At 74.4% G+C, this 25,552-nt stretch carries 24 protein-coding genes and 1 pseudogene; 16 read left to right on the top strand and 9 right to left on the bottom strand.

Features of this window, described 5'->3' with window-relative positions; all coding sequences use genetic code 11:
• Window positions 1–74 precede the first annotated feature (74 nt).
• Window positions 75–698, bottom strand: a complete 624-nt coding sequence (locus FB558_RS25515) for an SRPBCC family protein (RefSeq protein WP_142057576.1) — start codon at window positions 696–698, stop codon at window positions 75–77.
• 3 nt (window positions 699–701) lie between these two features.
• Window positions 702–1,043, bottom strand: coding sequence for an ArsR/SmtB family transcription factor (locus tag FB558_RS25510; protein WP_211366838.1), 342 nt, complete (start codon window positions 1,041–1,043; stop codon window positions 702–704).
• A 67-nt stretch (window positions 1,044–1,110) separates the two neighbouring features.
• On the opposite strand from FB558_RS25510, the gene FB558_RS25505 reads away from it, so the two are divergent.
• Complete coding sequence (locus FB558_RS25505; protein ID WP_211366837.1) at window positions 1,111–1,485, top strand: hypothetical protein; 375 nt, start codon at window positions 1,111–1,113, stop codon at window positions 1,483–1,485.
• Window positions 1,486–1,576: 91 nt separating this feature from the next.
• Complete coding sequence (locus tag FB558_RS25500; RefSeq protein WP_142057572.1) at window positions 1,577–2,974, top strand: glycine--tRNA ligase; 1,398 nt, start codon at window positions 1,577–1,579, stop codon at window positions 2,972–2,974.
• 59 nt (window positions 2,975–3,033) lie between these two features.
• Here the strand turns inward: FB558_RS25500 and FB558_RS25495 are convergent, their stop codons facing one another.
• Both FB558_RS25495 and FB558_RS25490 read right to left on the bottom strand, forming a co-directional pair.
• Window positions 3,034–4,032 carry a hemolysin family protein gene (locus FB558_RS25495; protein ID WP_142057570.1) on the bottom strand — a complete coding sequence of 333 codons (999 nt, stop codon included), beginning with the start codon at window positions 4,030–4,032 and terminating at the stop codon, window positions 3,034–3,036.
• Complete coding sequence (locus FB558_RS25490; RefSeq protein ID WP_142057566.1) at window positions 4,029–5,405, bottom strand: hemolysin family protein; 1,377 nt, start codon at window positions 5,403–5,405, stop codon at window positions 4,029–4,031. The genes FB558_RS25495 and FB558_RS25490 overlap by 4 nt, the downstream gene beginning before the upstream one ends.
• 230 nt (window positions 5,406–5,635) lie before the next feature.
• Here FB558_RS25490 and FB558_RS25485 point away from each other — a divergent pair, with 230 nt between their 5' ends.
• The 4 genes from FB558_RS25485 to FB558_RS25470 are packed head-to-tail and all read left to right on the top strand — an operon-like array spanning window position 5,636 to window position 9,076.
• Entirely contained in the window at window positions 5,636–6,673 is a 1,038-nt protein-coding gene (locus FB558_RS25485; protein WP_246106740.1) for an XdhC family protein, read from the top strand.
• 41 nt (window positions 6,674–6,714) lie between these two features.
• Window positions 6,715–7,368, top strand: a complete 654-nt coding sequence (locus FB558_RS25480; protein WP_142059066.1) for a YdcF family protein — start codon at window positions 6,715–6,717, stop codon at window positions 7,366–7,368.
• Window positions 7,368–8,633, top strand: a complete 1,266-nt coding sequence (locus FB558_RS25475) for a deoxyguanosinetriphosphate triphosphohydrolase (RefSeq protein ID WP_142057564.1) — start codon at window positions 7,368–7,370, stop codon at window positions 8,631–8,633. Before FB558_RS25480 ends, FB558_RS25475 begins: the two co-directional genes overlap by 1 nt.
• Window positions 8,634–8,662: 29 nt before the next feature.
• Window positions 8,663–9,076 carry a YccF domain-containing protein gene (locus FB558_RS25470; RefSeq protein ID WP_142057562.1) on the top strand — a complete coding sequence of 138 codons (414 nt, stop codon included), beginning with the start codon at window positions 8,663–8,665 and terminating at the stop codon, window positions 9,074–9,076.
• Here the strand turns inward: FB558_RS25470 and sigJ are convergent.
• Window positions 9,070–9,948, bottom strand: a complete 879-nt coding sequence (gene sigJ / locus FB558_RS25465; RefSeq protein ID WP_142057560.1) for an RNA polymerase sigma factor SigJ — start codon at window positions 9,946–9,948, stop codon at window positions 9,070–9,072. The two genes, FB558_RS25470 and sigJ, sit on opposite strands and share 7 nt — an antisense overlap.
• A gap of 136 nt (window positions 9,949–10,084) precedes the next feature.
• Here sigJ and FB558_RS25460 point away from each other — a divergent pair, with 136 nt between their 5' ends.
• The gene (locus tag FB558_RS25460) at window positions 10,085–10,543 is read left to right on the top strand and encodes a group II truncated hemoglobin (RefSeq protein ID WP_142057558.1); all 459 of its coding nucleotides are present in this window, start codon (window positions 10,085–10,087) and stop codon (window positions 10,541–10,543) included.
• Window positions 10,544–10,561: 18 nt separating this feature from the next.
• On the opposite strand, the gene FB558_RS25455 is transcribed toward FB558_RS25460, so the two are convergent.
• On the bottom strand, window positions 10,562–11,917 hold the full coding sequence (locus FB558_RS25455) for a cytochrome P450 (RefSeq protein WP_142057556.1): 1,356 nt from the start codon (window positions 11,915–11,917) through the stop codon (window positions 10,562–10,564).
• 57 nt (window positions 11,918–11,974) lie between these two features.
• Here FB558_RS25455 and FB558_RS25450 point away from each other — a divergent pair, with 57 nt between their 5' ends.
• From FB558_RS25450 to FB558_RS44745, 6 genes and pseudogenes are all read left to right on the top strand, one after another.
• Window positions 11,975–12,556, top strand: a complete 582-nt coding sequence (locus FB558_RS25450; RefSeq protein ID WP_142057554.1) for a TetR/AcrR family transcriptional regulator — start codon at window positions 11,975–11,977, stop codon at window positions 12,554–12,556.
• Window positions 12,557–13,183: 627 nt separating this feature from the next.
• Entirely contained in the window at window positions 13,184–13,384 is a 201-nt protein-coding gene (locus tag FB558_RS25445; RefSeq protein ID WP_142057552.1) for a hypothetical protein, read from the top strand.
• Window positions 13,385–13,562: 178 nt separating this feature from the next.
• Complete coding sequence (gene dnaG, locus FB558_RS25440) at window positions 13,563–15,428, top strand: DNA primase (protein ID WP_142057550.1); 1,866 nt, start codon at window positions 13,563–13,565, stop codon at window positions 15,426–15,428.
• On the top strand, window positions 15,425–15,946 hold the full coding sequence (locus tag FB558_RS25435; RefSeq protein ID WP_142057548.1) for a hypothetical protein: 522 nt from the start codon (window positions 15,425–15,427) through the stop codon (window positions 15,944–15,946). The genes dnaG and FB558_RS25435 overlap by 4 nt, the downstream gene beginning before the upstream one ends.
• A complete protein-coding gene (locus FB558_RS25430) occupies window positions 15,943–16,710 on the top strand; it encodes a trans-aconitate 2-methyltransferase (protein ID WP_142057546.1) in 768 nt (255 codons plus the stop codon). The genes FB558_RS25435 and FB558_RS25430 overlap by 4 nt, the downstream gene beginning before the upstream one ends.
• Before the next feature lie 169 nt (window positions 16,711–16,879).
• Window positions 16,880–17,607: pseudogene (locus FB558_RS44745) on the top strand (RtcB family protein).
• A 20-nt stretch (window positions 17,608–17,627) separates the two neighbouring features.
• Here the strand turns inward: FB558_RS44745 and FB558_RS25420 are convergent.
• Window positions 17,628–19,205: a putative glycoside hydrolase gene (locus FB558_RS25420; RefSeq protein WP_142057544.1), complete on the bottom strand. Its 1,578-nt coding sequence runs from the start codon at window positions 19,203–19,205 to the stop codon at window positions 17,628–17,630.
• A gap of 135 nt (window positions 19,206–19,340) precedes the next feature.
• Between FB558_RS25420 and FB558_RS25415 the strand changes: the two genes are divergently transcribed.
• Window positions 19,341–20,333, top strand: coding sequence for a polysaccharide deacetylase family protein (locus tag FB558_RS25415; protein WP_142057542.1), 993 nt, complete (start codon window positions 19,341–19,343; stop codon window positions 20,331–20,333).
• A 16-nt stretch (window positions 20,334–20,349) separates the two neighbouring features.
• Here FB558_RS25415 and FB558_RS25410 read toward each other — a convergent pair whose 3' ends face one another.
• Together FB558_RS25410 and FB558_RS25405 are read right to left on the bottom strand one after the other, a co-directional pair.
• The gene (locus FB558_RS25410) at window positions 20,350–22,137 is read right to left on the bottom strand and encodes a family 20 glycosylhydrolase (protein WP_211366835.1); all 1,788 of its coding nucleotides are present in this window, start codon (window positions 22,135–22,137) and stop codon (window positions 20,350–20,352) included.
• 17 nt (window positions 22,138–22,154) lie between these two features.
• Complete coding sequence (locus tag FB558_RS25405) at window positions 22,155–22,565, bottom strand: RidA family protein (protein WP_142057538.1); 411 nt, start codon at window positions 22,563–22,565, stop codon at window positions 22,155–22,157.
• A 109-nt stretch (window positions 22,566–22,674) separates the two neighbouring features.
• Here FB558_RS25405 and FB558_RS25400 point away from each other — a divergent pair, with 109 nt between their 5' ends.
• Together FB558_RS25400 and FB558_RS25395 are read left to right on the top strand one after the other, a co-directional pair.
• Window positions 22,675–24,234, top strand: a complete 1,560-nt coding sequence (locus FB558_RS25400; protein ID WP_142057536.1) for an N-acyl-D-amino-acid deacylase family protein — start codon at window positions 22,675–22,677, stop codon at window positions 24,232–24,234.
• Window positions 24,231–25,535, top strand: coding sequence for an alanine racemase (locus FB558_RS25395; RefSeq protein ID WP_211366834.1), 1,305 nt, complete (start codon window positions 24,231–24,233; stop codon window positions 25,533–25,535). The genes FB558_RS25400 and FB558_RS25395 overlap by 4 nt, the downstream gene beginning before the upstream one ends.
• Window positions 25,536–25,552: the final 17 nt, after the last annotated feature.

Genomic DNA, 25,552 nt, shown 5'->3' with positions numbered 1-25,552 from the left:
GACACACCGATCGCTGCGCTCGCACACCGATTGCAGTCGGTGTGGCAGCGCAGGAGTCGGTGTGCGAGCGGGTGTCAGGCGGTGTAGGCCGCGATGGTCCGGTCGGCGGCGCCGCGGGCCGTCTCCGGCGGCGCGCCGCCGGCCACGTCGGCCTCGTACCAGCGCTCCCCCGCCGCGGCCAGGAACCGCTTGCCCGCGTCCGAGGCCCACCAGCCCGCGTGCTCCTGGTCGCCTGCGGCCGATCCGGTGCGCAGGTGCAGCGCCAGTGCGGCCAGCGACATGTCGTAGCCGAGCCCCACCGCGCCCGGGCCGTACTGCTCCCAGTGCTCCTCGACGTACGCCGTGTGCGCCAGCTCGAAGCGCGACCCGCCGCCGGGCTCGGGGGAGAGGCGGACCTCGACCCAGCTGACCCCGCCGCCGAACTCCCAGGTCAGCGAGAAGCTCTTCGGCGGGTCGCACCGCTGCACCGTGCCTTCGGCGTTGCCCTCGATCCGGTAGCGCCCGCCCAGGCGCAGCTCGCCGGAGACGGGGGCGAACCAGCGCGCCAGGCGCTGCGAGGTCGTGCAGGCCTCCCAGAGGTCGTCGACCTCGGTGTCGTAGGCCTGGCTGATCGTGACGACCTTGGCCTCCCTGCCGTCGCGCTCGGTCGTGCCGACCTGCCGCTGCACGGCGCTGATCTGGGGGTCGATGTCGAACATCGGTCACTCCTCGGGTTGGTCGCGGCGCTCCCGCTTGCCGCGCGCGATCTCGGTGGCCAGCGCCGCCAGCCGCGGCGTCCAGAACCGGCGGAAGGGGGTCAGCCACGCGTCGACGTCCTGCAGCGGTTCGGGCCGCACCGCGTAGAGCCGGCGCGTGCCCTCCGCGCGGACGGAGGCGAAGCCGTTGTCGCGCAGGACCTTCAGGTGCTGCGACACCGCGGGCTGGGAGATGCCGAACTCCGCGCGGACGACCGCGGTGACCTCCCCCGAGCTCTGCTCGCCCGCGGCCAGCAGCTCGAGGATCCGGCGCCGGACCGGGTCGCCGAGGACGTCGAACGCGTGCACGGGAGGAATCTAAAGAAGCTGCTTATATAAGTCAACTCTTCTAGGAGGTTCGAGGCATGATCCCAGCATGCTGCTGCGCGGGAGGATGCTGATCGAGAGCCTGCGGACCGGGGCCGTCGTGGAGGTCCCGGACCTGCGGGTGGTGCGGCTGTGGCGGGAGGACGTGTCGGGGTCGACGTCACCCGGCCAGCCGCCCGTGTGGACGTTCCTCGACTTCGAGGCGCCGGCGGAGCGGGCCGACGCGCTCGCCGCGGCCCTCGCCGCCGCGCTGCTCCCGGACGACGGGTGGTACGCCGATTTCGAGGTCGGCGGGGACCGCGTGGTGGTCTTCGCCGGGCGGGCGTTCCGGTACCGCAAGGGTGACGCCGTGGCCAGGTCCGCGGTGGTCGCGCACGGCAGGGCGGTCGGCACGCCCGAGCACCAGCTGGACTGGGGCGAGTAGATCTCACCCCTCCGGGCGGACGGGGCTCGGCAACCCGGTGGAGCGCGGCGGATAGGCTGGGCGCTCACCATCCGTCGTCCTGGAGTCACCCGTGGCCAGCAAGCCCTCGTCCGCAAAGATCGACACCATCGTCGCGCTCGCCAAGCGCCGCGGCTTCGTCTTCGCGTCGGGTGAGATCTACGGCGGTACCCGGTCGGCGTGGGACTACGGGCCCTTGGGCGTCGAGCTCAAGGAGAACCTCAAGCGGCAGTGGTGGAAGTACATGGTCACCAGCCGCGAGGACGTCGTGGGTCTCGACTCCTCGGTGATCCTGCCCCGCCAGGTCTGGGTGGCCTCGGGCCACGTCGGGGTCTTCAACGACCCGCTCGTGGAGTGCCTGAGCTGCCACCGCCGGTTCCGGGCCGACCAGCTGGCCGAGGAGTACTCCGAGCGCACCGGCAAGGAGACCACCGAGGACGACCTGTCCGACGTGCCCTGCCCCAACTGCGGCACCCGCGGCCAGTACACCGAGCCGCGCGACTTCAACATGATGCTCAAGACCTACCTCGGCCCGGTGGAGTCCGAGGAGGGGCTGGCCTACCTGCGCCCGGAGACGGCGCAGGGCATCTTCGTCAACTTCCTCAACGTCCAGACCACGTCGCGCAAGAAGCCGCCGTTCGGCATCGGCCAGATGGGCAAGAGCTTCCGCAACGAGATCACCCCGGGCAACTTCATCTTCCGCACGCGCGAGTTCGAGCAGATGGAGATGGAGTACTTCGTCGAGCCTGGCTCCGACGAGGAGCTGCACCAGTACTGGATCGACGAGCGCACGCGCTGGTACACCGACCTGGGCATCGACGGGGAGAACCTGCGCCACTACGAGCACCCGAAGGAGAAGCTCTCCCACTACTCGAAGCGCACCGTCGACATCGAGTACCGGTTCGGCTTCACGGGCCAGGAGTGGGGCGAGCTCGAAGGCATCGCCAACCGCACCGACTTCGACCTCACCACGCACTCCAACCACTCCGGCGTGGACCTGTCGTTCTACGACCAGGCCTCGGGCACCCGCTACCGCCCGTACGTGATCGAGCCGGCGGCCGGTGTGGGCCGCTCGATGATGGCGTTCCTCGTCGAGGCCTACACCGAGGACGAGGCCCCCAACGCCAAGGGCGGCGTCGACAAGCGCGTCGTGCTGCGCCTGGACCGCCGCCTCGCGCCCGTCAAGGCCGCGGTGCTGCCGCTCTCGCGCAACGCCGACCTCTCGCCGAAGGCCCGCGACCTCGCCGCGGCGCTGCGCAAGCACTGGAACGTCGAGTTCGACGACGCGGGCGCGATCGGGCGCCGCTACCGCCGCCAGGACGAGATCGGCACCCCGTTCTGCCTCACGGTCGACTTCGACACCCTCACCGACCAGGCCGTCACGATCCGCGAACGCGACTCGATGACGCAGGAGCGGGTGGCCCTGGACCAGGTGGAGACCTACCTGGGCGCCCGCCTCCTGGGCTGCTGACGCACCTGACGAACGGCACTCTCGTCGGCTAGGTACCGACGAGAGTGCCGTTCGTCGCGTCAGGCGGGGGCCGGGAGCAGGCGGTCCAGCAGGTCCTGCAGGGTCACCAGGCCCACCACCGAACCTTCCTGCTCCACCAGGGCTATCTGGGTGTGCTCGGCGCGCATCGCGCCGAGCGCGTCGTGCAGCGGGAGGTCGGCCGCCAGCGTCCGGACCGGGCGCATCAGCTCCCGCGCCGTGGTGCCGCCGGGGACGGCCAGCGCGTCCCGCACGTGGACGACGCCGACCGCGTGCCCGTCGGCGTCACCGACGACGAGCCGCAGGTGGCCGCTGTCGCGGGCGGCGGCGCGGATCGCCGCGGCGTCGGCGTCGGCGGGCACGCCCGCCACCTCCGACCGCGGCCGGACGACCTCGCGCAACGGGACCCGGTCCAGCTCGAGCGCGGTGACGATCTGGTCGCGGCGCTCCGGGTCGAGCGCGCCCGCGGTGGCGGAGTGCTCGACGAGCTCGCGCAGGTCGTCGGGGTTGTGCCCGCTCGCCAGCTCGTCGACGGGCTCGACGCCCACCCGGTGCAGGCACCAGTTCGCCATGCCGTTCAGCGCGACCAGTACCGGCCGGGTGAGGACCATGAAGGCCCGCATCGGCAGCGCCAGCAGGGTGGCCGAGCGCTCGGGGTGCGCGATGGCCCAGGACTTGGGGGCCATCTCCCCGACGACGAGGTGCAGGAACGTCACGACCAGCAGCGACAGGACGAACGAGACGATCGTCGTCCACGGGTCACCGAGGCCGGTGAACAGCGGGTGCAGCAGCTCCTCGACGGCCGGCTTGCCGACCGCGCCGAGCCCCAGGGTGCACAGGGTGATGCCCAGCTGCGAGCCCGCCAGCAGCAGTGACAGGTCCTTCGCCGACTTGAGCGCCGCTCGTCCGGACGCGCTGCGCGCGGCGGCCTCCTCGAGGCGGTAGCGGCGGGCCGCGACGAGCGCGAACTCGATCGCGACGAAGAACGCGCTCAGCGCGATCAGCAGCGCGGACACACCCAGTGCGGCACCCGTGCTCATGAGGAGGTCTCCGCGTTCTCGTCGACGTTCTCGTCGGCCCACGCCAGCCGCACGGACGACGGCACGCGTCGTTCGAGGGCGAGCACCGTGAGGGCCAGCGTGCGCGGGGGTTCGCCCTCCTCGGTGAGCGAGGGGTTCGCCAGCGTGATGCGCACGGTGTCGCCGGGCTGGGGGAGCCGCTGCAGCTCGTCGATCACCAGGCCGCCGACGGTCTGGTACTCACCCGCGGGCAGGTCGGCGTCGAGCAGGCGTTCCACCTCCTCCACGGAGAGCGTGCCGGGCACCGTCCACTCCCCGTCGCCGACGGCGGTGCCGTCCGCCCCGGCGGGGTCGTGCTCGTCGGTGATCTCGCCGATGAGCTCCTCCGCGATGTCCTCCGTGGTGATCACGCCGGCGAGGCCGCCGTACTCGTCGACGACCACGGCGAACTCGTCGTCGGCATCGCGGAGGCGGTCGAGCACGGCGGGCAGCGGGAGCGAGGCGGGGACGAGGACGGGTGTGCGGGCGACGTCGGCGACGCGCAGCGTGGCGAGGTCGGCGCGGTCCTCGAGGGCGAGCACGTCGCGCAGGCAGATGACGCCCACGACGTCGTCGGGGCTCGTGCCGATGACCGGCAGGCGCGAGTGGCCCGAGGCCATGAGCTCGACGAGCTGGGCGACGCCGGTGTCGGCCGGGATCGAGGTGACCTTCGGTCGCGGGATCATCGCCGCACGCGCCGTGCGGTCGGTGAAGTCGAGCACCCGGTCGAGCAGGGTGGACATCTCGTCGTCGAGGTCGCCGCTGTCGCGGGACTCGTCGATGATCGCTTCCAGGTCGCGCGGCGTTGCCGCGTGCTCGACGTCGTGCACCGGCTCGATGCGCAGCGCCTTGAGCAGCAGGTTCGATGCGGCGTCGAACAGCCGGATGAGCCAGCCGAACGCCGCGAGGTAGACCGAGGTGGACAGCGCCAGCGCGCGGGCCACCGGCTCGGGCCGGGCGATCGCGAGGTTCTTCGGGAACAGCTCGCCGAACACCATCTGCACGACGGTGGCGACGAGCAGCGCGACGACCGCGCCGACCGCGGCACCGAGGCCCGCGGGGATGCCGGCGCCGCCGAGCAGGCCCGCGACGCCCTCGCCGATCAGCGGCTCGGCCACGTAGCCGACCAGCAGGCCGGTGACGGTGATGCCCAGCTGCGCGCCGGAGAGCATGAACGAGGTGCGGCGGGTGATGTCGAGCGCGCGTCGCGCGCCTGCGTCACCCGCGTTCGCGCGGGACTTCAGCCGGGAGCGGTCCACGGCCATGTAGCCGAACTCCTGGGCCACGAAGTACCCGGTGAGGGCGGTGATCGCGACGACCACGAGAACGCCCAGGAGGATGTTGAGTACGGTCACGGGCTACCGGCCCGGTCGGGACGCCGTCCTGCGAGGACGGCGCCGGTACTGTCTGCGGGGTCCATTGTTCCTGTCGTGGGTGCGGGCAGATCGACGTCCGTTGCGGGCGCGATGTCCGGATCAACGGTGGCAGCGGCGGAGGAGTTCCGCAACTGCTGACCGATCGTGTCACACGCCGGTCGGTGCTCGGGGCCGCGTCGTCGTCGGTGCCGGTCGCTACTCTTGGCCGCGTGACGGATGCGGGGCCTGCGGCGGGGGTCGGGGAGCTGGGTGCGGCCCTGGAGCTGGGTGCGGCACTGCGTCGCTGGGCCCCCGAGGGCGTTGCCGTGGTGCGTGTGCTCGCCCGCCACGGCTTCGGCACGGTCGAGAGCGGCCAGCTCGTGGCGGGCACGGCGAGCGGCGCCACGGCGGGCGTGCTCTACCGCGGCGCGCTCGACGACGCGGTGCTGCCGCTGGCCGCGGCGGCCGTCGCGGGGCCCCGCACCCAGGAGGCCCACGTGGCGGAGGCCACGGCGCTCGACGCCGGGCTCGCCTGCGCAGGCGGGGCCACCCTGCTCGGGCATCCGCTGCCCGCGGCCCCGGCGGCCGCGCTGGGCGAGGCTCTCGAGGGCGGCGTCCCGGCCGCGCTGGTCTCGGTCGCCGACGGCACGGGCGCGCTGGTGCTCACCGGGCCGGAGCTGGGAGCCGCGCACGGCACCCTGGGCGCAGCGGCGCTCGACGAGGCGGCGGCCGACGCCGCCCGCGGGCTGCTGCGCCGTGGTGCCACCACCACCGAGCGGGTCACCGCGGGGGATGCGGAGCTGCTGGTCGACCTGTGGGTGCCGGTGCCGTCGGTGCTGGTGGCCGGGGCGGGCGCGATCGGCGAGGCGCTGGTCGCGCAGGCCCGGCTGCTCGGCTGGGGCGCGCGCACCGAGACGTCGCTCGAGCCCGTGCGCGCTGCCGTCGCCGCCTTCACCGACGCCGACGTCCTGGTGCTGCTCGACCACGATCCGGCGTTCGACGTGGTGCTCGCCGCCGCGTTGCGCCGCGGGCGCGGGTTCGTCGGCGCGCTGGGGTCGCGCCGCACCCAGGCCGCCCGCCGGGAGCGGTTGCTCGCCGCCGGTCTCACCGAGGCCGAGCTGGCCCGTCTGCGCGGGCCCGTCGGGCTCGACCTGGGCGCCCGCACGCCGGCCGAGACGGCGGTCTCGATCGTCGCGCAGGTGGTGGCGGTCCGGTCCGGACGCGCCGGCACCCCGCTCGCCGCCACCGACGGCCGGATCGGCGGATGACCACCGCCCGCCCCGCCGTCGACGACGCGCCGACCATCCCGATGCACGACGGGTACCCGCAGCCACCACGCAGGCGCCCCCACTGGATGTGGCGGCTGGTCGTCGGCGCGCTGCTCGTGGCCGCGCTGCTGGTGGGTGGCACCGCCTTCCGGGTGTGGCAGGTGGCGCGGGTCGACCAGCGGCAGCCCGCCGATGCGGTGATCGTGCTCGGCGCGGCGCAGTACGACGGCGAGCCCAGCTCGATCTTCGCCTACCGGTTGCGGCACGCCGAGGCCCTCTACGACGACGGCCTCGCCCCCCGCATCGTCACCACCGGCGGCAACCGGGTGGGCGACGCCTACACCGAGGCCGAGGCCGGGCGCCGGTACCTCATCGAGCGGGGGGTGCCGCCGGAGGACGTCATCGCCGTCGAGGAGGGGGCGGACACCCTGCTGAGCCTGCAGGCGGTCGCCGCCCGCGCGGAGCAGGACGGGTGGCACAGCGCGCTCGTCGTGAGCGACCCGTGGCACTCGCTGCGGGCGCGCATCATGGCGCGCGACAGCGGGCTGGAGGCGTGGACCTCGCCCACCCGCAGCGGCCCTGTGGTGCAGACCCGTGAGACGCAGCTGCGCTACATCGTGCGGGAGACCGCGGCGCTGCTGTACTACCGGCTCACCAACGCATCGGCCGACACCCGGTCCACCGGGCTCGGTTAGTGTCGCCCCCCACCTGGGCCGACTACTCAGCGCACGACAGGGCCCGGCCGGCCACCGAGGGCCCGAAGGGCGGCGCGCCCGGCGGCGGGGGCGAGGACCGGCGCAGCCCGTTCGCCCGCGACCGGGCCCGCGTTCTGCACTCGGCCGCGCTGCGCCGCCTGGCCGGCAAGACGCAGGTCGTCGGCCCGGGCGAGGGTGCCGAGGTCAGCGGCGTGCCGCGCACCCGGCTCACCCACTCGCTGGAGGTCGCGCAGATCGGCCGCGGGATCGCCGAGGAGCTGGGGTGCGACCCGGACGTCGTCGACACGGCGGGGCTCGCCCACGACATCGGGCACCCGCCGTTCGGCCACAACGGGGAGCGGGCGCTCGAGGAGTTCGGCGCGCCCTGCGGCGGTTTCGAGGGCAACGCCCAGACGCTGCGCATCCTCACCCGGCTCGAGCCCAAGATCGACGGTGTGGGGCTCAACCTCACCCGGGCGTCGCTGGACGCGTCGTGCAAGTACCCGTGGGTCCGGCGGCCCGGCGACCGCAAGTACGGCGCCTACGCCGAGGACGCCGATGTGTTCGCGTGGGTCCGCGAGGGCGCGCAGGGGGGCAGGCGCTGCATCGAGGCGCAGGTGATGGACTGGTCCGACGACGTCGCCTACTCGGTGCACGACGTCGAGGACGGCATCCTCGCCGGCCGCATCGACCTCGCCGCGCTGGGTTCGCCCGTGGAGCGGGCCGCGCTGGTGGAGCTGGCGGTGCGCCACTTCGGCGGCGAGGCGGGCGCGCTCGCCGAGGCGGCCGACGCGCTGCTGGCACTGCCCGTGGTCGACGCCGTGCGCGGCTTCTCCACCCGCAGCGCCCCGTCGTCGGCCCACGTGGCGCTCAAGCGGCTCACCAGCGAGCTGGTGGGGCGGTTCGTGCTGGCGGCGGTGGACGCCACCCGGGCGGCCCACGACGACCGCCCGCTGCGTCGCTACGCGGCCGACCTCGTCGTCCCGGCCCGGGCGGCGGCGGAGGTGGCCCTGCTCAAGGCGGTGGCCGTGCGGTACGTGATGAGCGACCCGGGACGGCTCGCGATGCAGGCCCGGCAGCGCGAGCTGCTCGTCGAGCTGGCCACCGCCCTGCGCGACGGTGCGCCGGAGTCGCTGGACCCGGTGTTCGCCGGGGAGTGGACGGCCGCCGCCGACGACGCGGCCCGCCTGCGGGTGGTGCTCGACCAGGTCGCGATCCTCACCGACCAGCAGGCCGTCGCCCGCCACCGCGCACTCGCCCGTTGACCCGGCCCGGAAACGGGCATCCTGGACACATGCGCTTCCTCGGGAACGTCTTGTGGCTCGTCCTCGCGGGCTGGTGGCTGGCCCTGGCCTACGTGGTGGCGGGTGTACTGGCCTGCGTCCTGATCGTCACGATCCCGTTCGGCATCGCGTCGTTCCGGCTCGCCGGGTTCGCCCTGTGGCCGTTCGGGCGCCGGGTGGTGGTCGCGCGGGACGCAGGCCTGATGTCGGTGATCGGCAACGTCATCTGGATCGTGCTGTTCGGGTGGCAGCTCGCGGTGCTGCACGTCGTCGCCGGGCTGCTGCTGATGATCACGATCGTGGGCATCCCGTTCGGCATCGCCTCGGTGAAGCTCGGCGCGCTGGCCCTGGTGCCGCTGGGCACTCGCGTGGTCGACGCCGACGACGCGTGGGTCCCGCAGTACGAGCGGCAGCCGGCCTACTGACCCAGCTTCTCCGGGTCGACCACCTGGTAGATCGCCGCGATCCGCCCGTCGCGCAGGGAGAGCACAGCGGCGCCTGCGGCGACGTCGGCGAACGCGGGTGAGCGGATGCCGAGCTCGCCGTTGACCATGACCGGGGTCCACCCCGCGAGCAGGTCCGCGCCGTACAGGTCGAGCAGGCCGAGCAGCAGCCGGGCGACCTTCTCGGCGCCCACGATCGTGCGGCGCGCGGCCTTGGACCGCCCGCCGCTGTCGGCGACGTACACGGCGTCGGGGTGCAGCAGCTCGACCAGCGCCGCGCTGTCGCCCCGAGCGATCGCGTCGGCGAACTTCCCGATCACGCTGTGCTGCTCGGCGGTGGATGCGCGCGGCGGCGGGTCGGCGTCGGCGACGATCCGGCGGGCGCGCGCCGCGTGCTGGCGCGCGGTGGCCTCCGGGCAGCCGAGCACGTCGGCGATGTCGGCGTAGGGCAGTGCCAGCGCCTCGTGCAGCACGAACGCCACCCGCTGCGGCGGCGTGAGCCGCTCCAGCACGACCATCGCGGCCATCCGCACGCCCTCGTCGCGCACCACGGCGCTGAGCGGCTCGTCCGGGTCGTCGCCGGTGAGCAGCGGCTCCGGCAGCCACGGCCCCACGTACCGCTCGCGGCGGGCGGCCGCGGAGCGGAGCCGGTCGAGGCACAGCCGTCCGACGACCGTGGTGAGCCAGGCGCGCTCGTCGCGGATGGCCGCGCGGCCGTCCGTGTCCAGGCCGGCGAGGCGCAGCCACGCCTCCTGCACGGCGTCCTCGGCGTCGCTGACGCTCCCGGTGATCCGGTAACCCACGCGCACGAGGTGTGCGCGGTGCTCCTCGAACACCAGCTCGTCGGTCGGCACGCCCGCGACGATACGGGGGAAACCGGTATCGCGGGCCAGGCACTTCCGTCGGAGGGCAGAGGTGATTACAGTGTTACTCGCCCGCGTCGTGTGATCGGCGTTTCGAGGTCTACACAGCTCCGCCTGGAGGAGAAGGATGTCCGCTCCCGATGCCGGGACCGCCGAGTCGCTCTACGAGCACGCCGGAGGCCACGAAGGGCTGCACCGCGCGGTCGAGGCCTGGTACCCGACCGTGCTCGCCGACCCCCTCCTGGCGCCGCTGTTCGGGGAGGGGCGCCCCAGCCACGTCGGACACCTGACGGCGTTCTTCGCCGAGGTCTTCGGCGGCCCCCGCACCTACACCGACGAGCTCGGCGGCTTCCCGGCTGTGCTCGAGGCGCACCGCGGTCTGCGGATCCGGGAGGACCAGCGGCAGCGCTTCGTCGAGCTGTTCATCCACGCCGCCGACCGGACCGGCCTGCCCGACGACCGCCGGTTCCGCGACGCGCTGCACGCCTATCTCGAGTTCGGCACCGAGGTCGCCGTCCAGAACTCGCACGCGAGCGCGGACGACCAGCTGCACCCGTGCCAGGAGGTCCCGCGCTGGGACTGGTAGCCGCCGCGCGTGCTCCGGCTACGCCCCGCCGTGGGAGGGCGCCGCTGCCGCGGCCGGGATGCCGGCGCGGGCGTCGGGCCGCCGTGCCCGCACCCGGATCCGCGCCCCGCGGTGCGGGACGAAGGTGATGTGCTTCGCCCGTTGGCGTTCCGCCGGGGCGCTGGTGGTGCTCAGCTCCACGCGGCGGAGCACCTCGCCCAGCACCACCCGCATCTCCACCTGCGCGAACGTGGCACCGAGGCAACGCCGCCCGCCACCGCCGAAGGGCAGCCACGTGGTCGGGGTGAGGGTGGCCCCGACCATCCGGTCGGGGTCGAAGCGCAGCGGCTCCGGGTAGTGGCGCGCCGAGCGCTGCACGAACCCGATGGCGGGTGACACGACGACGCCCGCGGGCAACCGGTGCCCGCCGAGCGCGACGGGCGCGGCGAGCCTGCGGGCCACGTCGAAGATCACCGGACGGACCCGGAGGGTCTCGCGGACGACCGCGTCCAGGTACTCGTCGTCGCCGGAGTCCGCGGCGCGCACCGCGCGGGCGAGCACGTCGGGGTGGCGGACCAGCCGCTCCAGCGTCCACGACAGGCCGGTCGCAGTGGTCTCGTGACCGGCGAGCAGCAGCGTCATCAGCTGGTCGCGCAGCTCGGCGTCGGTCATGCCCCGGCCGTCCTCGTCGGTCGTCCGGACGAGCATCGCGAGCACGTCGGTGCGCTCGTCGAGGGCGGGGTCGGCCCGGCAGGCCGCGATCTCGGCGCGCAGCAGCCGGTCGGCCTCGGCGCGCACGCGCCGCACCCCGCGCCAGGGGCGCCGCGCCATCAGCGACGGGCGGGCCAAGGCGGCGGTCGCAAGGACGCCCATGTCCACGACGGGCGGCAGCGCGCGGCGCAGCGCGGCGAGGCGCCCCTCGTCCCGGCTGCCGATCACCACCTGCAGGATCACCTCGAGCGTGATCGCCGACATCCGCGGCGCCACGGCGAACTCGCGCTGCACCGGCCACCTCGCGACGTCCGCGGCCGCGATCGCGGCCATCTGCCCGGCCTGGCGGCGCACCGCGTCGCGGTGGAACGGCGGCAGCATCTGGCGGCGCCGCTCGCGGTGGCGCTGCCCGTCGAGCACGAGCACGGAGCTGTCACCGACGATCCCGCTGAGCACCGAGTTCGCCTCGCCCGCACGGTAGACCGCGGGATCTCCGGCGAAGACCGTCCTGATGTCGTCCGGGTCGGCCAGGTAGACGAGCGTGCCCATCGGCGCGGCCCGCACCGCGAAGACGTCGCCGTAGCGGCGGTGGCACCGGTCCAGCCACCACCGGGGAAGGCCCCACAGCAGTGCGGTCTGGACCGGCGTCGGCAGGCGGGACCCGGGCGGGAGGGCGGAGTCCATGCGCCGATCATACGGACGTATAATACGTCTGTATAGATGCTCCGCTAGGATCGGCGCGTGGGACACCGGGAAGACCTGCTCGCCGGCGCGCGCCGCTGCCTCGAGACGCGCGGCTACGCGCGCACCACCGCACGGGACCTGGTGGCCGAGTCCGGCACCAACCTCGCCTCGATCGGCTACCACTTCGGGTCGAAGGAGGCCCTGCTCAACGCGGCCATCGGTGCCTCGTTCGAGGAGTGGGCGCAGCGGGTGCGCGAACTCGCGCTCGCGCTCGCGGTCGAGGCGGGCGGCGAGCCGACGACGGTGCTCGCCGCCTCGTGGGACGCGATGCTCGCCTCGTTCGCCGAGTACCGCGGCCTCGCGGTGGCGTTCACCGAGGCGATGGCCCAGGCGGAGCGCCAACCCGCCCTGCGCGCCCAGCTCGCCGGCATCTACGAGCAGAGCCGCGCGTCCGTCGCCGCGATGATCGCCGAGGCCCTCGGGATCCCCGACGGCCCGCAGACCCGCGCGCTCGCCACGTTTCAGATCGTCGTGTGCGACGGGCTGCTGGTGCAGTGGCTGCTCGACCCCGACGCGGCTCCGTCCGGGCCGGAGCTGGGGGAGGCGTTCCGGCTGGCGCTCGGCCGGCTGCCGACGTAGTGCGCCGGCTCCGAGCCGCAACAGGGTCCTCGCCGGATTGATCGCCAGGAGTGGTGTGGGGACGTCAGCCCTGTCGCTCTCGCACCACTTCTGCTGATCATGGCCGGTCGCGCGTTCCGCGGAACGCGCCTGTGCGGACCCGGTCGACGTCATGGGTCTTCGGTCGCGGTCGCGGGCACTTTCCCGGCTCGAGACCGCTGCCTCCCGGCTCAGCCCGGGTCTTCGGTGCAGTCGGCGCCTTTCCCTGGTCCCGCCCGTCGGCGTGGTGGCCGGGTTGGGCGAACTACCGAGGGAGCTGGAGGGGGGCCATGATCGAGACTTCGGCGCGAAGACGGGCGTTTTCCACCCGGGAACGCGCCGAAGTGCTGATCACGAGGTCGGGGCCCGGATGAGCAGCTGGCTGTGGGGCGAAGCAGTTCGCCTCGAGCCGGGAACGGCGCGCCCACGAACGGGGAGGAGCGGCCGGCGCGGCAGCGGTGGTCGCCCATCGGCCGCGGCACGACCCGGTGGACGTTCGTGGCTCCCGCGCCGGTGCCTCCCGCGACTCGGCCGATCGGCCGAGGTCGCGAGCGGGACCCATACCTCCGGCCGAGGCGGCAAGGGCGCCCCCGCGCGCAAGGTGGAGCCATGACGAACACCGCCGACATCCTGAACCTGCTGGCCGCCGCAGGCGGTCTCGGCGTCCTGCTGGTGATGGCGCTGGTGCCGTTGCTGGTCGACCACCACCGGCCCCGCGAGCGCCCGGCCGTCGCGGTGCCGGCCCCGACGAGGCGCGAGCCCGGCCGGCCGGCCGTCCGTCGATCGCCGGAGGCGACTCTCTGCCCGTGATCGCCGCGGTGTCCGGCGCCACGCACCTCGCGACCCCGGGTGAGCCGCACACGTCCCGCCGACCCCGCACACGTGTCCGGACGCATGTGCGAGGACGGCCAGGTGTGCGGGGCGGCGCCGGTGGGGCACCCGGGCCAGGGCGCGGAGGTCGTCGGAGGGCGCGCCTAGACTCGGACCCGTGGCGGGCCGGATTCGGGACAGTGACATCGCGGAGGTCCGCGATCGCACCCGCGTCGACGAGGTCATCGGCGAGTACGTGGCCCTGCGCCGCGCGGGGGCGGGGTCGCTCAAGGGGCTCTGCCCCTTCCACGACGAGAAGACCCCGTCGTTCAACGTCCGCCCCAGCCACGGCACGTTCCACTGCTTCGGCTGCGGCGAGGGCGGCGACGCGATCGCGTTCCTCATGAAGATGGACCACATCGGGTTCATCGAGGCCGTGGAGCGGCTCGCGGAGCGGGTCGGGTACCGGCTCACCTACGAGGGCGGCGGCGCCTCCGTGCAGCGCGACCGGGGCACGCGCTCGCGCCTGCTGGAGGCCAACAAGCGCGCGGCCGAGTTCTACGCGGCGCAGCTGCACACCCCGGAGGCCGCGCCTGCCATCCAGTTCCTCACCAGCCGCGGCTTCGACGTCGCCGCGGCGCAGCAGTTCGGCTGCGGGTTCGCGCCCGCGGGCTGGGACCGGCTCACCAAGCACCTGCTCGCGGCCGGGTTCTCCCTCGACGAGCTGATGAAGGCCGGGTTGTCGAAGGAGGGCCGCCGCGGCCCCATCGACCGGTTCCACCGGCGGCTGCTGTGGTCGATCAAGGACCTCGGCGGCGACGTCGTCGGGTTCGGGGCGCGCCGCCTGTTCGACGACGACGGCATCGAGGCGAAGTACCTCAACACCTCCGACACCCCCGTCTACCACAAGACCAAGGCGCTGTTCGGGCTCGACCTCGCCAAGCGCGAGATCGCCAAGCGCCGCCAGGTGGTGGTCGTCGAGGGCTACACCGACGTGATGGCCATGCACCTGGCCGGCGTGCCCACCGCGGTGGCGTCGTGCGGCACCGCGTTCGGCGCCGACCACATCTCGGTGATCCGGCGGCTGATCGGCGACGACTCGTTCGACCTCGGCGAGGTCATCTACACCTTCGACGGCGACGCGGCGGGGCAGGCGGCGGCGCTCAAGGCGTTCGAGGGCGAGCAGAGCTTCGCGGCCCAGACGTTCGTGGCCGTCGCGCCCGACGGGCAGGATCCGTGCGAGCTGCGCCAGGCCCACGGCGACACCGCGGTGCGCGACCTGGTGGCCCGCCGCGAGCCGCTGTTCGAGTTCGCGATCCGCAGCATGCTGCGCGAGCACGACCTCGACACCGCGGAGGGCCGGGTCGCGGCGCTGCAGCGCACGGTGCCGCTGGTGGCGCGGATCAAGCGCGAGGAGCTGCGCGACGAGTACGCGCGCCGGCTCGCCGGGTGGACCAGCTGGGACGACATCGCGATGGTCGTCCGGCGGGTCCGCGAGGCGGCGGGTGCACCGGCCGAGCCGGTGCGGGGCGGCCGCAACGGCACGCGACAGGCCCCCACGCCACCACCGAAGGACGATCCCCGCCTGCACCTGCAGCGCGAGGCGCTCAAGGCGGCCCTGCAGGTGCCCGCCGTCGCCGGCCCGAGCTACGACGAGCTGCCGGAGCAGGTCTTCGCGCACCCGGCGTTCGCGGCCGTGCACCGCGGCGTCCAGGCGGCCGGCGGGGTGTGCGCGGGCCTGGAGGGGCACGCCTGGCTGGAGGCGGTGATCTCCGAGTGCCCGCCGGAGACGCGTCCGCTGGTCACCGAGCTGGCGGTCGAGCCGCTGGAGCTGCCGCGGCGCAACACCGAAGAGGCCCGCTACGTCGCCAGTGTGATCGCGGGGGTGCGGCTGGCGCTCGTCGAGGCACAGGTCGCCGACCTCAAGTCGCGGCTGCAGCGCACCAACCCCGTCGAGGAGCCCGAGGCCTACCACGAGCTGTTCGGCGACCTCGTGCCGCTGGAGCAGTACCGGATCGCGTTGCGGGAGAAGGCGGCGCGATGAGGGGCCTGCTGCGGAAGCTGCTCGGGCGCGAGGAGATCCCGGCCGAGGTGGCCGGGCGCCTCGCCCCCGACGAGCGCGTGCTCGCCGTCGCCGGGCTCGGCGAGGGCGGTCATCTGGTCGTCACGTCGCTCGGCATGTGGCTGCCCTCCGACGACGGCCCGCGGCTGCTCGGGTGGCACCTGGTGAGCAAGGCCGGCTGGCAGGGGGGCGCGCTCACCGTCGTCGAGGCGCAGGAGGCCGAGACGCTCGGGGGCGCCGTGCTGCTCGCCGACCTGCCGCCGCGGCGGCTGCGGCTCACCGAGCCCGGGCGCGTGCCGGAGTCCGTGCACGCGCGCGTGGAGGGCTCGATCCGCAGCAGGCACCACCGGCAGCTGCCGGGGGGTGGCGCGTGGTTCGTGCAGCGCAAGGTGCCGGGGCGCGACGGGATCGTGCTGCAGGTCCGTCCCGATCCGGGCACCGACGGGGCCGCGGTGCGCCAGGTCGCCGCCGACGTCGCGCGCTCCCTGGGCCTGTCGTGACCCGCACGAGCTGGGATCCCGCGCTCTACCTCGGCTTCGACGACCACCGCTCCCGCCCGTTCCTCGACCTGCTCGCCCGGGTGGGTGCCGCCGAGCCCCGCCGGGTGGTCGACCTGGGCTGCGGACCCGGGCACCTCACCGGGCTGCTCGCCCAGCGCTGGCCGGGGGCCGCCGTCACCGCGCTGGACTCGTCGCCCGAGATGGTGGCCGCGGCCCGCGAACGGGGTGTCGACGCCGAGCTCGCCGACGTCGTCGACTGGTCGCCCTCGCCCGACACGGACGTCGTGATCACCAACGCCGTGCTGCAGTGGGTGCCGTCGCACCCGCAGCTGCTGCGGCGCTGGGTCGCGGCGCTCGCGCCGGGGGCGTGGTTCGCGATGCAGGTGCCGGGCAACTTCGCCGCCCCGTCGCACGCGCTGGTCCGCGAGCTGCTGGCCGAGCCGCGGTGGCAGGGCGGGGTCACGCTGCGCGGGGAGCTGGCGGTCGCGGAGCCCGCCGAGTACGCCGAGCTGCTCGCCGGCGCCGGGGCGGCCGTCGACGTGTGGGAGACCACGTACCTGCAGCGGCTCACCGGCGCCGACCCGGTGCTGCAGTGGATCAGGGGCACGGCGCTGCGCCCGGTGCGCGACGCGCTCGCCCCCGACGGCTACGCGGCCTTCGAGGCCGACCTGGCGCCGCGCCTCCGGCGGGCCTACCCCCAGCGGACGGACGGGGCGACCTGGTTCCCGTTCCGGAGGATCTTCGCGGTCGCGCACGCGGGCTGATCCGGCAATTCGGCTCCGCGACGGGAGCGGGTGGGGTAGACCATCCGGGTGGAGCAGATCGCCAAGGGGCTGCTGAGTTGGGCGTCCATCCTCGAGCCCGCGACGCGGGAGCAGGCGTTGCAGACCGTCCGGATGCCGTTCGTCCGGCCGCACGTCGCGCTGATGCCCGATGCGCAATCACTTCGTCGAACTGTGCCGCGACGAGACGGACCGGGTGTGGGTGTTCCTGCACTCCGGCTCCCGCGGCGTGGGCAACCGGATCGCCCAGCGCCACATCCGGGTGGCCCAGCAGCTGTGCGAGAAGTGGTGGGTCCCGCTGCCGCACCGCGATCTCGCCTACCTGCCCGAGGGCATCGACGAGTTCTGGCACTACATCCGGGAGCTGCGGTGGGCCCAGCGCTTCGCCCTGCTCAACCGGGCCGAGATGCTCGACCGGGTCGTCGCCTGCCTCGCCGGGTGGGCGGGCCGCGAGATCGAGCGGGCCGAGGACGTGCAGTGCCACCACAACTACACCGAGCGCGAGGAGCACGGGGGCGGGGAGGTGTGGCTCACCCGCAAGGGCGCGATCGACGCCTCCCCCGGCCGGCGCGGCCTGATCCCCGGCTCGATGGGCACGCGGTCCTACGTGGTCACCGGGCTGGGGAACGCGGCCTCGTTCCACTCCGCCCCGCACGGCGCGGGCCGCAACTTCTCCCGGCGGCCGCGCGCGAGCGGTTCACCGTGGCGCAGCTGGCCGAGGCCATGGCGGGCATCGAGTGGCGCGCGGAGAACGCCGAGGCGTTCCTCGACGAGATCCCCGGTGCCTACAAGGACGTCGACCAGGTGATGCAGGACGCGAAGGACCTGGTGAGCGTCGACCACACGCTGCGCCAGATCCTCAACGTGAAGGGCGACTGAGCGCTCGGGGCCGGTGCGTCCTACTGCGGCGCCACCGGCTGCAGGGCGGAGGCCTGCGGGTAGCGGCAGCTCGGGTCCCACAGGATCCACGAGTCGATGCCGATCGACTCGGCGGCCTCGATCTGCGCGCGCAGCTCCTCGGGTCCGTAGTGGACCCGGAGGCTGAACGCCTGCAGCCAGGGGATCACCGCCGTGGCGCCCCCGTCGGTCAGCTTCTGGAAGTCGGCGAGCGAGCGGGCGGTGATGTCGAAGGGCTGCGACTCCGGGTTGCTCACGCCGTACTCCCCGCGGCCCCAGTGCGAGGGGTACACCATCGGCGCGACGTAGTCGGAGTACGGCGCCATGAGCGCGATGTCCTGCGCTATCTGGGTGGGGCGCGTGGCCGCTATCCCGAACACCGACGCACCGAGCAGCGCGCCGTGCTTCCGCACCTCCGGCCGCGTCTCCGCCATGAAATCGGCGATCGACTGCTCGGGCGTCGTGGTCAGCCCTTCGAAATGCATTCCGGAGACGGCGCCGTCGGGCCGGCGGATGTAGTCGTAGAGGATCTCGTCGAAGCCGAGCGCGGCCGCCTCCTCGGCGAGCGCGATGTTGTAGGCGCGCACCTCCGGATGGGCGAAGTTGGTGAACGAGTACTCGCCGTAACCACCCGAATAGGGGCCCCCGGACGCGGTCTGCACCAGCCAGTCGGTCTTTCCCGACTTCCACGAGGCCGCGCCGAGCACCGGGTCGCGAAAGGCGACGATCCGCCCGATGACGCGCAGTCCGGCCGCGTGCATCTGGTCCAGCGCGGCGCGCGCGTCGTAGTAGCCCTTGGCCGCGCCGATCTCCACGGCGAGCGGCACCTGGCTCGCGTAGCCGACCTCGCCGCTCTCGTCCTTGATGTCGAGCTGCACGGCGTCGATCCGGCCCTCGCGAGCCAGCTGGAGCACCGGTTCGCGCAGCGACGCGGCCGCCCAGGCCGACGCCGTCATGTGCACGGCGCGCATCCCGGGGTGCTGCACCGGGATCGGCACCTTCTGCGCCGTCGTGTTGCCGGCGTCGTCGCGGGCGGCCAGGTCGACGTCGGCGGCGCCCGCCGGCACCGTCAGCGTGAAGGCGCCGTCGTCGTCCAGCTCCTGCGGAACGCCCCCGACCAGCAGCTCCTCCGCGCCGTCGACACGCCCGCGCACCTCGGCCATGGCGTCCAGCGCGGTGGGCGGGATCTTGTCGACGAGCAGCGCGGGGGGCGTGTCGTCCACGGTGAAGTCGATGCGGGTGCCCAGGCCGGGCAGCGGCATCGCCGCATCGGGGGAGTCGATCTGGAGCGTGTGCTCGCCCTCGGGCAGGGGCGGCTCGTCGAGCACGATGCGGTCGCCGTCGCGGCGCACCGTGGCGGGCTCGCCGTCGAGCAGGACGTCGACGTGGGACGGGTCGCTGAGCGTCGTGATCGCGACCTCGTTCACCTTGGCGGACGGGATGGCCCCGCCGTCGGTCAGGCCGGTCACGGTGACGTCGGGTCGCAGCCAGGCCACGACCAGCACCAGCACGCCTGCGACGATCAACGCGACCGCCGCCGGCACGAGGAACCGGTTGGGCGCGACCACCGGGCGGGTCATCGGCACTCCTTCGGCAACGGGACGCATCTGATCGAAGCCTGATCATCGTGACAGGATCCGGACCCCGTGTGCCCACGAACAACACCATGGTGTGATCAAGCGTTGAATCCGGCGGTGGCCGGGTAGCGTCGCGTCATGCCTCGGTTGCGCATTGTCACCGCGTCGATCGTCCTGCTTCTCGCCGCCGGTTGTGGATCGGATTCCGGCGGTGCCGAAACGGCGCCGGCGCAGCCCGCCCCGCCCCCCGCCCCGGTTCGCCCGGCGGATGTGAAAGCGAACGAGCTCGGCACGATCCCGGTCCTCATGTACCACCGTTTCGTGCCGACTCCGGTGTCGGTGTACGACCGCACCCCCGAGGATTTCCGGGCGGAGCTGGAAAGGCTCGCCCGCGAGGACTACGTGCCGATCACGACCGCCGACCTGGCCGCGGGGCGGATCGACATCCCGGCGGGGAAGCACCCCGTCGTGCTGACCTTCGACGACGGGGACCCGACGGTCCTCACGCTCGGCCCGGACGGCACGCCCGCACCGGGGACGGCCGTGCGGATCCTGCTCGACGTGGCGGCGGCGAACCCCGGGTTCCGGGCCGTGGGGAGCATGTACGTCAACGCCGACCCCTACGGCGGCGGCGAGGCGGGCGCGGCCGCGCTGCGCTGGCTGCACGACAACGGCTTCGAGGTCGGCAACCACACCTTCGGCCACACGAACCTGCGCACCGCCGGTACCGAGGGCGCGCAGGAGGCCATCGCCCGCGGCGACCGGTTCATCCGCGACGCCGTGCCGGGCTACACGCCCACCACGCTCGCGCTGCCGTTCGGGGCGCGTCCCCGCGACAAGCAGGTGGCCGTCTCCGGCCCGGGCTACGAGTACACCGCGGCGCTGCTGGTGGGCGCGAACCCGGCGCCGTCGCCGTTCGACGAGGACTTCGAGGCGGCGGGCATCCCGCGGATCCGCTCCCAGGGTCCGGACGGCGACGAGGCCGAGTTCGGGTCGGCGACGTGGCTGGACAAGCTCGCCGCGAACCCGGAGGGCCGCTACACCTCCGACGGCAACCCCGACGTGATCTCCTACCCGACGGGCGACGAGGGCCCGGCCGAGCAGTACACGGCCGCGGCGGTGGCCTACTGACGACGAGCGGCCCCCGTTACTGCAGAGCCCGCCCCACGAGTGCGGCCCGCAGCGGTGCGAACCGGGCGAGGCTGTCGTCCAGCCCGCCGGGGCGGGCGCTGAGCAGCCAGCAGGCGCGCTGCTCGACCAGCAGCGCGTCCAGGCGGATGAGCAGGTCCACGGCCGCGTTCGGTGTCAGCTCCGCGATCCCGCCCGCAGCGAGCAGCGCGACGGCGAACCGGGCCAGCTCCACGGCCTGCGCGGTCTCCCGCACCGCGATGTCGCCGTCGGGGCCGGCCGGGCGGGCCGGCGCGAGCGCCTCGGCGGCGTCGGCAAGCACGCGCTCGGCGTGGGCCAGCGCCGCCGGGGTCACCGCGGGGACGGCCGCGGCGTCGCCGCCCTCGAACAGGACCGTGAACAGCGCCGAGGAGTTCAGGATCGGGGCGTCCAGCGCGGCGGCCACCGACCCGATCGCGGTGAGCACGGCGCCCAGCCCGGCGTCCTCGGCGAACACCACGCGGTCCAGCGCGGCCGCGAGGTCGAGGTCGCGGTTGGTCTCCACGCACCAGCTGACGGCGGCGGCGAGCAGCAGCGGCGGGTAGGTGATCGTCGGCGGCTCGTGGTGGCCGTGGTCGCCCCACGACGTCAGCACGTAGCCGGTGGCGCCGTGCTCGAGACCGGCATCGGCGGCGTCGAGGACGTTCTCCACGGCGTTGTCCAGCCGGCCCACGAACGACTTCCACGCCCCCGTGCCCGGCGCCACCCAGAACGGGCGGCCTGCCGCGGTGAGCGCCTCTGCCCGCTTGCGGAAGCCGCCGGCGAGGGCCTCCATGTCGAAGCCGTCGATCTTCCACTGCCGGTGCTGTTCCTCGCTCGCGCGGTCGAGCGCGGCGCGGGCGTGCTCCGGGCCGTCGTACTGCCAGACGACCGGGATCAGCCCGGTGGTCGGCAGGTCCCGGGCCACCGCGGGGTGGTCGGCGAGCACGTCGGCCCAGAACTCGACCTCGAACCCGTCCTCGAGCAGCGGCGTGGCGATCCGCAGCAGCTGGTCGAGGTAGACCCGGCCGACGCCGCGGTCGGCCGCGTCGGCGGCGCTGCGGCCCCGGCCCAGCTCCCACGGCTCGTCGGCGCCGATGTTGACCCGCCTCGCGCGTACCGTGGCGGCGAGCTCGCGCACCAGCCCCACCGCGAACGCGGCGTTCTCCTCGGTGGGCTCCAGGGTGCTGGGCGGGCGGTGCCGGCCGCCGATCGAGAACCCCTCCGGCTTCTCGGCGCGGTCGCGGTGCGGCTCGGTGGCCAGCCAGCGCTCCATGTGCCCGAGCGTGTTCTGGTTGGCCACCAGCGTGATCCCGTGCGCGGCGCACAGCGCGTCCAGCCAGCGCATGTCGTCGCCGGTGAGCGGGCTGGCCGCGGCCCACACCGCCTCCTGGCCGGCGAAGGCGAAGGTGTGCTCGGTGTAGAGCTCGAGCTGGTTCATCCGCGCCGCGGCGAGGATCTCGACGTAGCGGCGCAGGGCGCGGCGGGTGGGCACGCGGTCGCGGCTGATGTCGAGCATGAAGCCGCGGACGGCGAAGTCGGGCCGGTCGCGCACCCGTACCGCGCGGCCGGCGAGCTCGCGGTCGGCCTCGATCTGGTCGAGGGTCTGGCGGGCGTAGCGCAGACCGGCGTCGTCGCGGTAGCCGATCCGGGTGCCGGACACGTCGCGATCCAGGCTGTAGCCCTGTTCGGGCAGGTCGGGGTCGTGCCGCACGGCGAGCGGCGCGCCGGGCGGCGGGCCGGGCCCGTCGAGCCACTCGAGCGAGCGGGGGACGGGGAACAGCGGCACGCCGGCCATGCTGCCGGTCAGCCGTCGAGGACCGCCAGCGCATCGATCTCCACGAGCATCTCCTCGCGCGGCAGCCCGACGAACACCGTGGTGCGCGCCGGCAGCACTCCGGAGGGGCAGTGCTCGGCGACGAAGGCCGCGTACGCCTCGTTCATCAGGGGGAAGTGCTCGCGGGTGGTGAGGTAGACGCGCAGCATGATCACGTCGTCGAGGTCGGCGCCCGCGGCGAGCAGGATCGCCCGCACGTTCTGCAGCGTGCGCGTGGTCTGGGCCTGCACGTCACCGGGGTGCACGTACTCGCCGGTGGCCGGGTCCTGCGGCCCCTGCCCGGACACCTGCACCATCCCGCCCTTCACCACGCCCTGCGAGAAGACGGGCATGGGGGTGGGGGCGTCGTCGGTGCGCACGGCGCGCTTGGCCTCGGTCATCTGAAAGGTCCTTCCCTGGGCGTGATCGCGGCCGACCCTAACCGACGCGTGACGACGTTCCCCGCGCTCCGTGTGTGACCGGGGAGACGCTCCTGGGGATCATCGCAGGATGAGCGACTCGACCCTGCTGCGTGACGTCCGCCTCCCCGAGGCCGGCCCCGCCGACCTGCTGCTGCGTGACGGCCGCGTCGCCGCCGTCACGCCCCCGGGGACGGGGGAGGACGGCGGCGCCGAGGTCGTCGACGGCGGCGGCCGCTGGGCGCTGCCCGGCTTCGTCGACGCCCACGTGCACGGCGAGGCCGCGGTGTTCGACCCGGACGTGCAGCTGGCGATGCTGCGCCAGGGCATCACGACGGTGGTGCTGGGCCAGGACGGTGTCTCCATGGCGCCCAGTCCCCTCGGCGGGCCGCACGACGCCACGGCCTACGCGACGGGCTACTTCGCCGCGATCAACGGAACGCACCCCGGCTTCCCCGGCGGTTCGGTGGCGGACCTGCTGGCCACCTACGACGGTGCCACGGCGGTGAACGTCGCCTACCTCGCCCCGCACGGGACCCTGCGGTTCGCGGTGCTCGGCGGCGAGCTGCGCCCGGCCACCGGCGCGGAGGTCGAGGCGATGGTGGCGCTCCTGGCCCAGGCCGTCGCCGACGGCGCCTGCGGGCTGTCCACGGGGCTGGAGTACCTGCCGGGCGGCGCGGCGGAGCGGGACGAGCTGGTGGCGTTGTGCCGGGTGGTCGCACGGGCGGGGCTGCCGCACGTCAGCCACATGCGCGGCTACGAGACGGCCGTCCCGGCCGCGCTCGCCGAGCTCGTCGACATCGCGCGGGCCAGCGGGGTGGCCACGCACGTCTCGCACCTGCACGGGCCCGCGGACGTGGTGGAGGCCGCGCTCGCCGACGCGGCCGCCGCAGGCGTGGCCGTCACCTTCGACTCCTATCCCTACCTGCGCGGCTGCACGATCCTGTCGATGCTCACGCTGCCCGGCTGGGTGCCGGTCGCCGAGCCGGAGCGGGCGCTGGCGCTGCTCGCGCCGGGCTCGTCGCGGCGGGAGGAGGTGCTCGCGCACCTCGCAGGCCTGGGCGATCTCTGGCCGCGCACCGCGCTCGCGTCCGTGCCCGGGGAGCTGGCGTGGGCGGAGGGCCTCGACCTGCCCGAGGTCGCCGCCCGGCTGGGCCGGTCCGTGCCCGAGACCGTGCTCGAGCTGCTCGTCTCCACGGGGCTGCGGGTCAGCGCGGTGTTCGCGCAGCCGCCGACGAACTCCGGGGCCTCGGTGCGCCGGCTGCTCGAGCACCCCGGGCACCTCGCCGGCTCGGACGCGATCTACCTGGGCGGTCGCCCGCACCCCCGGGGCTGGGGCGCGTTCGCCCGGTTCTTCGCGCTGGGCGTGCACGAGCTCGGCGGCTGGTCGATCGACGACGTCGTCGCGCACCTGTCCGGCCGGGCCGCCGCGCTGTTCCGGCTGCCCGGGCGGGGCCGGCTGCGTCCCGGGGCCGTCGCCGACGTGGTGCTCGCCGACCCGGCCGCGGTGCGCGACCGCGCCCGCTACGCCGATCCGCGCCGGCCGGCCGAGGGCGTCGACGACGTCTGGGTGGGCGGCGTCCCGGCGCTGCGCGGGGGCGTGTTCACCGGGGCCGCTCCGGGCCGGGCCGTGCGACCCGGCCCGGCGTGACCCGGCGGGGCGGCGTCGGGCACGGCATGATCTGGCCCGTGCTGCTGCAGTTCCCCGATCCCGTCATCACCGCGACCACCAAGGGCTGGCGGGTGGCGGAGCCGCTGCCCGCGCAGCAGGTCCGCCGCGACCGGCCCGCGCTCGCCCACCTCCCGCTCTCGTGGCCGCTGGCCACCCTCGACGGATCGGCCCTGCGGCACAACATCGAGTCGGTCGCGCGGCTGTGCGCCGCGTCGGGCGTGGAGATCGCCCCGCACCTGAAGACCACGATGGCCCCGCTGGTGCTGCAGGCCCAGCTGGCGGCCGGCGCGTGGGGCGCGACGGTCGCGACCCCGGCGCAGGCCCGCACCGCCCTGAGCTGGGGCACCCGGCAGGTGCTGCTGGCCAACGAGCTGGTCGACGCGGGCGACGCCGCCGACCTGCTGGAGCGGGTGGCGTCCGGGCCCGAGGGCACGCAGCTGTGGTGCTACGTCGACTCGCCGGTCGGGGTCGACCTGCTGGCCCGGGAGGCCACCGGGCGCGGTGAGCGGCTCGGGGTGCTGGTCGAGCTGGGGGTTCCCGGGCGGCGGACCGGGGTGCGCACGGTGGTCGACGCCGTCGCGCTCGCCCGCGCCGCCCAGGCGGCCGGGCTGCGGGTGCTGGGCGTGGCGGGCTACGAGGGCAGCGTCACCGGCACGACCCGCCCCGACGACCTCGCCCGCGTGGGCGAGTACCTGCGCGCCCTGCGGCAGGTCGCCGACGAGCTGGTGACGGGTGGGCTGCTGGCCGACCCCGGCGCTCCCGTCGTGATCTCCGCGGGCGGCAGCTCCTTCGTCGACGTGGTGCTCGACGTGCTCCCCGGGCCGCTGCCCGGCGGCGCCCCGGTGCGGGTCGTGCTCCGCTCCGGGGCCTACGTCGCGCACGACCACGGCCTCTACAGCCGCACCGACCCGTGGTCCCGGATCCCCGGCAGCGCCCGGCTGCGCCCGGCCGTGCAGGTGCTGGGGCAGGTGCTGTCGGTGCCGGAGCCGGGGCTGGCGCTGATCGGCGTGGGCCGCCGTGACGTGCCGTTCGACCAGGACCTGCCGGTGCCGCTGCTCGTGCACCCCCGCGCCAACGGGCGCCGCACGCCCCGCCAGGCCGCCGGTCGCAGCGTTGAGCTCAACGACCAGCACCTGTACCTGCGCGACGAGCCCGACCTCGTTCCCGGCGACCTGCTGGCGCTCGGGATCTCGCACCCCTGCACGCTGTTCGACAAGTGGCGCGTCCTGCCCCTCGTCGAGGGCGACCGGGTCGTGGATCTCGTGGAGACCTACTTCTAGGCAGGACCCGTGATGGA

Source organism: Pseudonocardia kunmingensis, assembly GCF_006716445.1.
Classification (GTDB): Bacteria; Actinomycetota; Actinomycetes; order Mycobacteriales; family Pseudonocardiaceae; genus Pseudonocardia; species Pseudonocardia kunmingensis.
The sequence above is the reverse complement of the archived record's forward strand: the minus strand, read 5'-3'. Positions and strand labels throughout refer to the sequence as shown.

Coding starts and splice junctions, on each gene's coding strand:
- FB558_RS25480 (WP_142059066.1), top strand. CDS start 6,715: ATGCACGACGGGTACCCGCAGCCACCACGCAGGCGCCCCCACTGGATG.
- FB558_RS25400 (WP_142057536.1), top strand. CDS start 22,675: ATGAGCGACTCGACCCTGCTGCGTGACGTCCGCCTCCCCGAGGCCGGC.
- FB558_RS25470 (WP_142057562.1), top strand. CDS start 8,663: ATGCGCTTCCTCGGGAACGTCTTGTGGCTCGTCCTCGCGGGCTGGTGG.
- FB558_RS25515 (WP_142057576.1), bottom strand. CDS start 698: ATGTTCGACATCGACCCCCAGATCAGCGCCGTGCAGCGGCAGGTCGGC.
- FB558_RS25415 (WP_142057542.1), top strand. CDS start 19,341: ATGCCTCGGTTGCGCATTGTCACCGCGTCGATCGTCCTGCTTCTCGCC.
- FB558_RS25455 (WP_142057556.1), bottom strand. CDS start 11,917: ATGGACTCCGCCCTCCCGCCCGGGTCCCGCCTGCCGACGCCGGTCCAG.
- FB558_RS25445 (WP_142057552.1), top strand. CDS start 13,184: ATGACGAACACCGCCGACATCCTGAACCTGCTGGCCGCCGCAGGCGGT.
- FB558_RS25420 (WP_142057544.1), bottom strand. CDS start 19,205: ATGACCCGCCCGGTGGTCGCGCCCAACCGGTTCCTCGTGCCGGCGGCG.
- FB558_RS25435 (WP_142057548.1), top strand. CDS start 15,425: ATGAGGGGCCTGCTGCGGAAGCTGCTCGGGCGCGAGGAGATCCCGGCC.
- FB558_RS25405 (WP_142057538.1), bottom strand. CDS start 22,565: ATGACCGAGGCCAAGCGCGCCGTGCGCACCGACGACGCCCCCACCCCC.
- FB558_RS25495 (WP_142057570.1), bottom strand. CDS start 4,032: ATGAGCACGGGTGCCGCACTGGGTGTGTCCGCGCTGCTGATCGCGCTG.
- FB558_RS25460 (WP_142057558.1), top strand. CDS start 10,085: ATGTCCGCTCCCGATGCCGGGACCGCCGAGTCGCTCTACGAGCACGCC.
- FB558_RS25505 (WP_211366837.1), top strand. CDS start 1,111: ATGCTGCTGCGCGGGAGGATGCTGATCGAGAGCCTGCGGACCGGGGCC.